Raw genomic sequence first — 9357 nt, 5'->3', positions numbered from 1 at the left:
CAACGAACACCGCGAGACGGTGGACAAGGATTCGGGCCCTGTTCGTCTCTATTCGCCCTCGGGCACGCCCGCGCAGCAGTTTGCCCAGTTCGGCTGGGTGGGCGAGGGCGCTGCGACGCCCAACGCGGGCACCGTGTGGAACGTGCAGGACGGCGCGAAGCTGACCCCCTCCACCCCGGTCACGCTGACCTGGGAAAACGGCAAGGGCCAGACCTTCGCGCTGACCTACAAGGTCGATGACAATTACATGCTCACGGTCGAGCAGTCGGTGGCCAACACCGGCCAGGCCCCCGTGATCGTGCAGCCCTTCGCGCTCATCAACCGCACCGACAAGACCGCCAGCCTCGACAGCTTCCAGGTCCACTCGGGGCCGGTTGGGGCGTTCGACGGCTCGGTTTCGTTCGGCACCGACTACGATGACATTGCCGAGGAAAAGACCATTGAGACCGCGGGCAACGCGGACTGGATCGGCTTCACCGACGTCTACTGGATGTCGACCCTCGCACCCGTGGGCGCCAAGGCCGAGGGCACTTACCGCGCGCTTGGTAACGACCTGTTCCGCGCTGACCTCATGTACCCGCAGCAGGCGCTCCAGCCCGGCCAGAAGCTGAGCCGCACGACCAAGCTCTTCGCCGGCGCCAAGGAGCACAACGTGCTCGACGCCTATGAAGCGCAGGGCATCACCAACTTCGGCCTCGCCATCGACTGGGGCTGGTTCCGCTGGTTCGAGAAGCCGATCTTCTGGCTGCTCGTGAAGCTCTTCAGCCTTGTCGGCAACTTCGGCGTCGCGATCATCCTGCTGACCGCCATCGTGCGCGGCATCATGTTCCCGATTGCCCAGCGCGGCTTCGCCTCGATGGCCGCCATGCGCGCCGTCCAGCCCAAGATGAAGGCGATCCAGGAGCGCTACAAGGACGATAAGCAGAAGCAGCAGCAGGAGGTCATGAAGCTGTACAAGGAGGAAGGCGTGAACCCGCTCGCGGGCTGTCTTCCCATGCTGCTTCAGATCCCGGTGTTCTTCGCGCTCTACAAGACGCTGATCCTTGCGATCGAGATGCGCCACCAGCCCTTCATCCTGTGGATCAAGGACCTCTCCGCGCCCGATCCGCTGCACATCCTCAACCTCTTCGGCCTGATCCCGTTCGATCCGCCGAGCTTCCTGGGGATTGGTGTGCTGGCGCTTCTGCTGGGCGTGACCATGTTCCTGCAGTTCCGCCTGAACCCGGCGCAGATGGACCCGACCCAGCAGCAGATCTTCATGATCATGCCCTGGTTCATGATGTTCGTGATGGCGCCGTTCGCCTCGGGCCTGCTGCTCTACTGGATCACCTCGAACCTGCTTACGATTGCGCAGCAGAAGTATCTCTACTCGCGCCATCCCCAGCTCAAGGCACAGACCGAGAAGGTTGCCGAGGACAGCGCTCGCGCCAAGGCGCGTGAAAAGAAGGGCAAGGCCTAAGTGGACGCACAGGATTATCTCGGTGGCAAGGAAGAGCGCGACGAGGCGCTGATCGAGGAGGCGCGCAAGCTTTTCTCGGGCCCCGTCACGTTCCTCAAGAGCGCGCCGGACCTCAAGTTCCTGCCCGATCCGACCGCGCCGGAGATCGCGTTCTGCGGTCGCTCGAACGTCGGCAAGTCCTCGCTCCTGAACGCGCTCACCGGGCGCAAGGCGATTGCGCGTACTTCGGTGACGCCGGGGCGCACGCAGGAGCTCAACTTCTTCGAGGTGGGCGAGCCGCTCAACTTCCGGCTGGTCGACATGCCGGGCTATGGTTTTGCAAAGGCGCCGCTGGCGGTCGTGGAAAAGTGGCGCCGCCTGGTACGCGACTATCTGCGTGGCCGCGTGGTGCTCAAGCGCAACCTGCTCCTCGTCGATTCGCGCCACGGCGTGAAGGCGGTCGACGCCGAGATGATGAAGATGCTGGACGAGGCCGCCGTGGGTTACCGCATCGTCCTCACCAAGGCCGACAAGATCAAGGCGACCGAACTGGAGAAGGTTCACGCCGAGACGCTGGCCGAAGCGCGCAAGCACCCGGCCGCGTTTCCCTTCGTGCATGTCACGAGTTCGGAAAAAGGCTTGGGGATTGCGGAGTTGCGTGCTGCCGTCCTGGGGGACTCGCGTCTCTGAGAGCTGCGGAGTGTGGCGCATATGCGCCGCGTCCCGCAAATCCGGGACTGTGACGATTGCGTGACAGCCTGCGGGCAGGTATCGGGCGGCGGCCCCGGCCCGAATCGGCCGATCCGCCTCCCCACCCGCCAGCCCAGGAGCCAAGGGACACACCGTGCGTCAGATTGCCGTTCTTCCATATCGCAGCGAAAGCCCGGCGATCGACGCCCCCGTCCAGATCCTCCTCATCACCTCGCGTGAGACGCGCCGCTGGGTGATCCCCAAGGGCGGGCTGATGAAGGGCAAGAGCCCGCACGCGGCGGCCGCGCAGGAAGCCGAGGAAGAGGCGGGCGTGCTCGGCGCGGTCTGCCCCATTCCGCTCGGCTCCTTCCGTTACCGCAAGCGTCGCGCTTCGGGCGCGCGGGTCTGGGCCGATGTCGATGTCTTTCCCTTCGCCGTCACCGAAATGCTCGACACCTGGGACGAGCAGCATCAGCGCGACCGGCGCTGGTTCTCGCTGACCGAGGCGGCCGAAGCGGTCGACGAAGAAGATCTGAGGGCGCTTATCCGTTCTTTCGGTGCGAGCGAATTCCGCGCCGCCGCCAGCCCCGCGCGGGTGTTCTCGGCCATGGCCGACAGGACAGGAGTCAATGCAATGTTCGCCTGGTTTCAGAAGCTTCTCCCCCAGCAGGGTGAGTTCTTCGACCTTTTCGAGAAGCAGGCCGCAACGCTCGTCGCTGGCGCCGATGCGCTCGCGCGCCTCGCGCAGGGCGGGCAGGGCCGCAACCAGCACATCCGCGAGATCGAGGAGCGTGAGCACGACGCCGACGAGATCACCCGCGAAGTGCTTCACTCGGTGCGCCGCACCTTTCTGACGCCTTTCGACCGCTCGGCGATCACCAGCCTCATCACCACGATGGACGATGCCATCGACGAGATGCAGCAGGTGGCCGGTGCGGTCAGCCTCTACGAGGTCGAGGAATTCGAGCCCGAGATGGTCGATATGGCCGCGATCATCGTCGATGCCGCGCGCCTCACCGCCGAGATCATGCCGCTCCTGCGCAAGATCGCCGACAACGGCCACCGCCTGCACGAGCTGACCGAGCGTCTCGTGCGCATGGAAGGCCATGCCGATGACATCCACGCCGCCGGTCTCAAGCGCGTCTACAAGGCGAGCCAGCAGACCGAGCCGCTGCACTTCATCGTGCGCCAAGAAATGTTCAAGCGCCTCGAGCGCGTCGTCGACCGTTTCGAGGATCTCGCCAACGAGATCGACGGTCTCGTCATCGACCACGCCTGAGCCGTAGCCTTATCCCATGGATCACACGCTTGCCCTGCCGCTGCTGATCGGCCTCGTCGGCCTTGCGCTGGCCTTCGACTTCCTGAACGGCCTGCACGATGCGGCCAACGCCATTGCGACCGTGGTGGCAACGCGCCTGCTGTCGCCGGTGGTCGCCGTGCTCTTCGCTGCGAGCGGCAACTTCATCGCCTACTGGTTCGTGGGCCTCCACGTTGCCGAGACGGTGGGCAAGGGCATCGTCGATGCCGACGCGATCACGCCCGCAGTGGTCTTCGGGGCGCTGGTGGGCGCGATGTTCTGGAACGTCGTTACCTGGCTCAAGGGCATTCCCTCCAGCTCCAGCCACGCGCTGATTGGGGGCCTCCTGGGCGCGGGCATGATGCACGGCGGCTTTGGCGTTGTCGAAAGTTCGGGCACCACCAAGACGGTGGTCGCGATCTTCCTCTCGCCTATGATCGGCTTTGGTATCGCGATGCTGCTGATGCTGCTGACCAGCTGGCTGTTCAAGGGTACCAGTCCGCGCGGCTCGACCACCGTGTTCAAGACGCTGCACCTGTTCTCTTCGGCGGCCTATTCGATCAGCCATGGCGGCAACGACGCGCAGAAGACCATGGGCATCATCGCGGTGCTGCTCTACTCGACCGGGCACCTCGAAGGTGGTTTCCACGTACCCGAATGGGTCGTGCTCTCCTGCTACACCGCCATTGCACTGGGCACGCTGTCGGGGGGCTGGAAGATCATCAAGACGATGGGCTCCAAGCTGACCAAGCTCAACCACCACTCCGGTTTCTGCGCCTCGACGGCCGGTTCGATTGTCGTCTTTGGCGCCAGCGCAATGGGCATCCCGGTCTCGACCACGCACGCCATTACCGGCTCGGTCGTGGGCACCGGCGCGGCGCGCCGCGCGAGCGCGGTGCGCTGGTCGGTCGCGAGCCGTGTGATCGTCGCCTGGTTCATCACCATTCCGGCCAGTGCCATCGTCGGCGCCATCTTCTATCTCATCACCCGGGCCTTCTGAGCCGGCCCCGATGAGATGCCTCCCCCTCGACATCGCCGGGGGGAGGGCCTAGGCCTGCCGGGCATAGCCAGAGGGATGCCGGCGCCGTGAAGCTCATCATCGGAAACAAGAATTATTCCAGCTGGTCGCTGCGCGCCTGGCTGGCCTGCAAGCAGTCGGGACTCCATTTCGAGGAACTGACCGTGCCGATGCTGGGCGAGGACTGGCAGCACGTCCAGACGAGCAGCGAAGAGCTCGCCCCCAGCCACGGCAAGGTCCCGATCCTGTGGGACGGCGAGGCGGTGGTGTGGGACAGCCTCGCGATCATCGACTATCTCGCTGACAAGGTCGGGCGTGACCGCTTCTGGCCCAAGGACGAGGCCGCGCGCGCGATGGCGCGCTCGATGGTGGCGGAGATGCACTCCAGCTACCTGCCGCTGCGCCGCACCCTGCCGATGAACGTGCGCAAGCGCATTCCCGATGCCCCGATGACTGACGACGTGCGCGCCGACATCGTGCGAATCCTCACGCTCTGGGCCGAGGCGCGCGCGCGCTTCGGCAAGGGCGGTCCGTTCCTGTTCGGCACCTTCGGGGCGGCGGACCTGATCTACGCGCCCGTCGTCAGCCGTTTCCTCACCTACGGCATCGGCGTCCCCGGCTTCGCGCAGGCCTACATGCAGGCGGTGTGGGAGCACGACTGGATGCAGGCCTGGATCGCGGCCGCCGAGGCCGAGGAATGGGTCATCGAACAGTACGAGATCCCGGAGAAGTCATGATGCGCCGTCTGTTCAGTCTCGTGGCGGCCCTTGTGGCCCTTGCAGGGTTCGCCCTTTCGAGCACGCCCGCGCTCGCCTGGGGCGCGATGGGCCACCGCACCGTTGGCGCCATTGCCTGGAAGAACGTGAAGCCGGCCACGCGCGCGGCCATGGCGCGCCTGCTGGCTCACCAGGGCGAAATGGACACGCCGCGCTGCAGGCTCGACACTCTGGAAGATGCCGCGGTCTGGCCGGACTGCATCAAGGGCGAGCGCTGGCGCTTTGCCTATGCCTCGTCGTGGCACTATCAGAACATCCCGATCTGCGAGCCGTTCGACTTCAAGGCGGCCTGCCGTGATGGCAATTGCGTGACCGCGCAGATCGCTCGGCAGGAAAAGCTTCTGGCCAACCGCAAGCTGGCACCGATCCTGCGCCTGGAAGCGCTGGCGTTCCTTGTCCATTTCGTGGGCGACGTGCACCAGCCCCTTCACGTGGGCGAGAACCACGACCTTGGCGGCAACCGCGTGAAGGCCGATTATGGCATTGCGCCGGGACGTAACCTCCACTCGATCTGGGATGGCGTGCTGGCCGAACGCGCGATCACTTCGGCGCGCCCGCCGCTCGTGCGCACTTACAGCGCCCAGGAGAAGGCCGAGCTCGCCACCGGCAAGGTCGAGGACTGGGCGCGCGAAAGCTATGAGGTTTCGCGCGACTTCCTCTATCCCGCCGCCTTCGGGGGGAGGCTGCCGTGCGAGACGAAGGAGGCCGGCAAGGTCGTCTGGGACAACCCGGCGATCGAAAAGGCGATTCCCATCGTCGACCGGCGAATCGAGCAGGCGGGCCTGCGGCTTGCCAAGATGCTCGATGCCGCGCTCGCAGGCTGAGCCGCAAGCGCTTGCCTAGGGGCTGCCCCTGAGATCGTATGGGGGGAATCCCTCGCTGGAGCGGGGAACGGGACCTGTGCCTTGGAACTCGCCCCGCGCGGGCGTAGTCCGGTTCCATCCATGCGATGGAGGACAGGATGCTGTACAGGAAGATCGTCGCCGCATTGGGCCTGGGCCTGCTGCTGGCCGGGGCCCCCGTGAGTGCGGACCCGCCGCCCCGTCACGACAATCGGCACGACAACCGTCACGATAATCGGCACGACAATCGTAACCGGCATGACAACCGTCACGATAACAGGCACCACAACAACAACCGCTACGATTCGCACGGGCGCTATCACGAGCCCCAGCGTATCACCCGCAACAGCCACGTCTGGCGTGGGTCGGATGGCCACTACCACTGCAAACGCGACAACGGCACGACCGGCCTTCTGGTCGGTGCGGGTCTGGGGGCACTTGCCGGCAACGCCCTTGCCGGAGGGCAGGACAAGACCATCGGCTCGCTCGTGGGCGGTGCGCTGGGCGGGGCCATCGGCCGTTCGATCGACCGCGGCGACCTGAAGTGCCATTGATGGGATGACCAGGTCAGGCGGGCTGTCGTGCCCGTCGGAAGTGAAACGGCCCGGCAGGTATCCCCTGGCGGGCCGTTTCGCGTTTCCTGCCGATGCCGGTCAGGCGTGGAGGTGGCCGCTCGCGCAGGTGACGCAGTGCCCTCCAACCTCGACCGTGCCGTCCGCCGCGACGCGAAGCGCGATCCGGCCCGCACGTCCGATCCGGCTTCCCTGCGACGCACTGTAGCGCGCCACGTCCGGGCCGAGCTCGCCCGCGCGCTTGCGCACGACCGCGACCGCGCCGTTGCCGCTTCCGCAGACCGGATCCTCGGGGATGCCGTCGGCAGGGCAGAACGAGCGGACCTCGATATCGGCCGGACCGCCATCCGCATGGGGGGCATAGACGCTGGTGCCGGTAGCCTTCACGCGGCGTTCGAAGGCCGCGCCGCGCGTGAGATCGGGCGCAAGCGCCAGGACGTCCTGCGCGCTTGGCAGCCGGGCCACCACCCAGACCGCACCGACGTCCACGCGCACGGGTTCAAGGGCCCGGTCGATGGGGGCACCGAGATAGGCTTCAAGATCGGCAACGACGGCATCGCCCAGCGGGGTGACCTGCGCTTCGGGCAGGGTGAAGACAAGACGGCGCGCTCCCTCGGCCTCTTCGATGCGGATCGGGACAAGCCCACGCGCGCATTCCTGTACGAGACCCTCGGGCCCTGGCGTGACCCGGCCCGCTGCGATCATCGCGTGCGCGCTCCCCAGTGTGGGGTGGCCGGCGAAAGGCAGTTCGCTGGCGGGCGTGAAGATGCGCAGGCGATAGTCGGCGCGCGGGTCGCTGGGCGGCAGCACGAAGGTCGTCTCGGACAGGTTCGTCCAGCGCGCGATGGTCTGCATCTCGGCCTCGGACAGGCCCTGTGCATCGAGGACAACGGCGACGGGGTTTCCGTAGAAGGGCACCTGGGAGAAGACATCGACGACCGTGTAGGCGCGTGGGAGAGGCATCAGGGAAAGTCCGTGGTTCAGGTTTTGGCAGAGGCGGGACGGGCACCGGGATAGGGCGTGCCGTCCTTGCGGACGAAGCCGCGCTCGTCCCAGGCCATGTCGATATCGGAATAGCCGCCGCCGCGTTCCGGGCCAGCGCTGATCGCGACAAAGGTGCAGGGCAACTCGCTCTCGTTGATGAGGCAATGGCCATTGGGCGCGCCCGCAGGCCAGGCGCAGACGTCACCTGACCGAAGAAGCGTCCGCCCCTCGTCCTCGACCAGCACGGCTTCGCCTGCCAGCATCACGAGGAGCTCGTCCTGACCTTCGTGCCAGTGGCGCTGGCTTGACCAGGCGCCGGGCTCGAGCGTCACGTGGCTCGCCCCCATCTGCGTGAGGCCGCCGGGACCTGCGAGCCGCGCCCACCAGCGCCCGGACACGGCCGCGTCGAAGGGAGCGGGGTATCCGGTGGCGTTCGAGCGGGGCAGGGCGTCGAGATCGATGCGGGGCATGGCGCTCTCTCCTCACGAGGCTATGGCCAAGACGCAAGGGCTGTGCGATGGCGCATTCCTATGTCCCAGACCCTGCCCCTTACCGCAAGCGCCCTCGAACGGGCCGAAGCGCTGATCGCCTGCCCCAGTGTCACCCCGGCCACCGGCATGGTGTTCGACTGCCTGGAAGAGCAGCTGGCCCCGCTCGGCTTCGAGGTCCACCGCTTCGTCGCGGGCGAGGCGCCCGACGGTCCGGTCGAGAACCTTTACGCGGTGCGCCGTGGCCCGGAAGGCAGCCGCCACTTCAGCTTTGCGGGCCACGTCGATGTGGTACCGCCGGGCGAGGGCTGGACCTCGGGCCCGTTCCTGCCCGAGCGGCGCGGCGAACTTCTCTACGGGCGCGGCGCGGTCGACATGAAGGGCTCGGTCGCCTCGATGATCGCGGCGGCCGCCGAGATCCCGGTCGAGGCGGGCACGATCAGCTTCATCATCACCGGCGACGAGGAAGGTCCCGCGACCTATGGCACGCGCGCGCTGATGGACTGGATGGCGGCCCATGGCGAGAAGCCCGATCTGATCCTCGTGGGCGAGCCGACCTCGGTGCATCGCCTGGGCGACATGATGAAGATCGGCCGCCGGGGCTCGGTCAACATCTTCCTCTCGGTAGAAGGCGTGCAGGGCCACGTCGCCTATCCGCACCTTGCCGACAATCCGATCACCAAGCTGGTTGCGATGCTGGCCGAACTCGACGCGCTCGTGCTCGACGAAGGCACTGACTGGTTCCAGGCCTCGAACCTGGAAGTCACCGACCTCACCGTGGGCAATCCGGCGCACAACGTCATTCCCGCCAGGGCCGAGGCGCGCATTTCGATCCGCTTCAACGACCTGCACACAGGGGCCGAACTGGGCGAGCGGGTCACCGCCATTGCCGAGAAGCACGGCGGCAGCGCGCGGCCGGTCATCTCGGGCGAATCCTTCCTGACCCAGCCGGGCGAATTCTCCGACCTGCTGGCCGAGGCGATCCGCGCCGAGACCGGGGTGGAACCGGAGCTCTCCACCGGTGGCGGTACGTCCGATGCGCGCTTCCTCAAGGACATCGCGCCTGTCATCGAGTTCGGCCTGTGCAACGCAACCATGCACAAGCGCGACGAGGCGGTGGCCATCTCGGACCTGGAAACGCTCGCGCGGATCTATGCCCGGGTAACCCAAGCGGCTCTGCGGGCTTGAAAAAACCGCTCGCACTTGCGAGCCTGACAGGATGAGGGGCCGCCACCACGCGTGAGCCCGGGGG

At 66.6% G+C, this 9357-nt stretch carries 10 protein-coding genes; 8 read left to right on the top strand and 2 right to left on the bottom strand.

What is annotated here, in order from left to right; genetic code table 11:
• The 7 genes from yidC to MTR65_RS15060 form a co-directional block, all read left to right on the top strand.
• The coding region (yidC, locus tag MTR65_RS15090) for a membrane protein insertase YidC (RefSeq protein ID WP_243801612.1) at window positions 1-1459 on the top strand (1459 nt) is incomplete at its 5' end.
• Window positions 1460-2128, top strand: coding sequence for a ribosome biogenesis GTP-binding protein YihA/YsxC (gene yihA / locus MTR65_RS15085; protein WP_148628671.1), 669 nt, complete (start codon window positions 1460-1462; stop codon window positions 2126-2128). It begins immediately after the preceding gene.
• Window positions 2129-2282: 154 nt separating this feature from the next.
• A complete protein-coding gene (locus MTR65_RS15080; RefSeq protein WP_226633044.1) occupies window positions 2283-3407 on the top strand; it encodes a DUF47 family protein in 1125 nt (374 codons plus the stop codon).
• A 16-nt stretch (window positions 3408-3423) separates the two neighbouring features.
• On the top strand, window positions 3424-4425 hold the full coding sequence (locus MTR65_RS15075) for an inorganic phosphate transporter (RefSeq protein ID WP_226633045.1): 1002 nt from the start codon (window positions 3424-3426) through the stop codon (window positions 4423-4425).
• Between the two features lie 86 nt (window positions 4426-4511).
• Window positions 4512-5180 (top strand): glutathione S-transferase family protein, encoded by a 669-nt coding sequence (locus tag MTR65_RS15070; protein WP_039388278.1) that lies wholly within the window; start codon window positions 4512-4514, stop codon window positions 5178-5180.
• The gene (locus MTR65_RS15065; RefSeq protein WP_243801619.1) at window positions 5180-6043 is read left to right on the top strand and encodes a S1/P1 nuclease; all 864 of its coding nucleotides are present in this window, start codon (window positions 5180-5182) and stop codon (window positions 6041-6043) included. The genes MTR65_RS15070 and MTR65_RS15065 overlap by 1 nt, the downstream gene beginning before the upstream one ends.
• 137 nt (window positions 6044-6180) lie before the next feature.
• Complete coding sequence (locus MTR65_RS15060) at window positions 6181-6615, top strand: glycine zipper 2TM domain-containing protein (RefSeq protein WP_243801610.1); 435 nt, start codon at window positions 6181-6183, stop codon at window positions 6613-6615.
• Between the two features lie 99 nt (window positions 6616-6714).
• On the opposite strand, the gene MTR65_RS15055 is transcribed toward MTR65_RS15060, so the two are convergent.
• A complete protein-coding gene (locus MTR65_RS15055) occupies window positions 6715-7596 on the bottom strand; it encodes a PhzF family phenazine biosynthesis protein (protein ID WP_243801608.1) in 882 nt (293 codons plus the stop codon).
• Between the two features lie 17 nt (window positions 7597-7613).
• Window positions 7614-8087 (bottom strand): cupin domain-containing protein, encoded by a 474-nt coding sequence (locus tag MTR65_RS15050; RefSeq protein WP_243801605.1) that lies wholly within the window; start codon window positions 8085-8087, stop codon window positions 7614-7616.
• A gap of 60 nt (window positions 8088-8147) precedes the next feature.
• On the opposite strand from MTR65_RS15050, the gene dapE reads away from it, so the two are divergent.
• On the top strand, window positions 8148-9293 hold the full coding sequence (gene dapE / locus MTR65_RS15045) for a succinyl-diaminopimelate desuccinylase (RefSeq protein ID WP_243801603.1): 1146 nt from the start codon (window positions 8148-8150) through the stop codon (window positions 9291-9293).
• Window positions 9294-9357: the final 64 nt, after the last annotated feature.

This window comes from Novosphingobium mangrovi (assembly GCF_022818885.1).
GTDB lineage: Bacteria > Pseudomonadota > Alphaproteobacteria > Sphingomonadales > Sphingomonadaceae > Novosphingobium > Novosphingobium mangrovi.
Note: the sequence above shows the minus strand (reverse complement) of the source record. Positions and strands in the feature narration are given on the sequence as shown.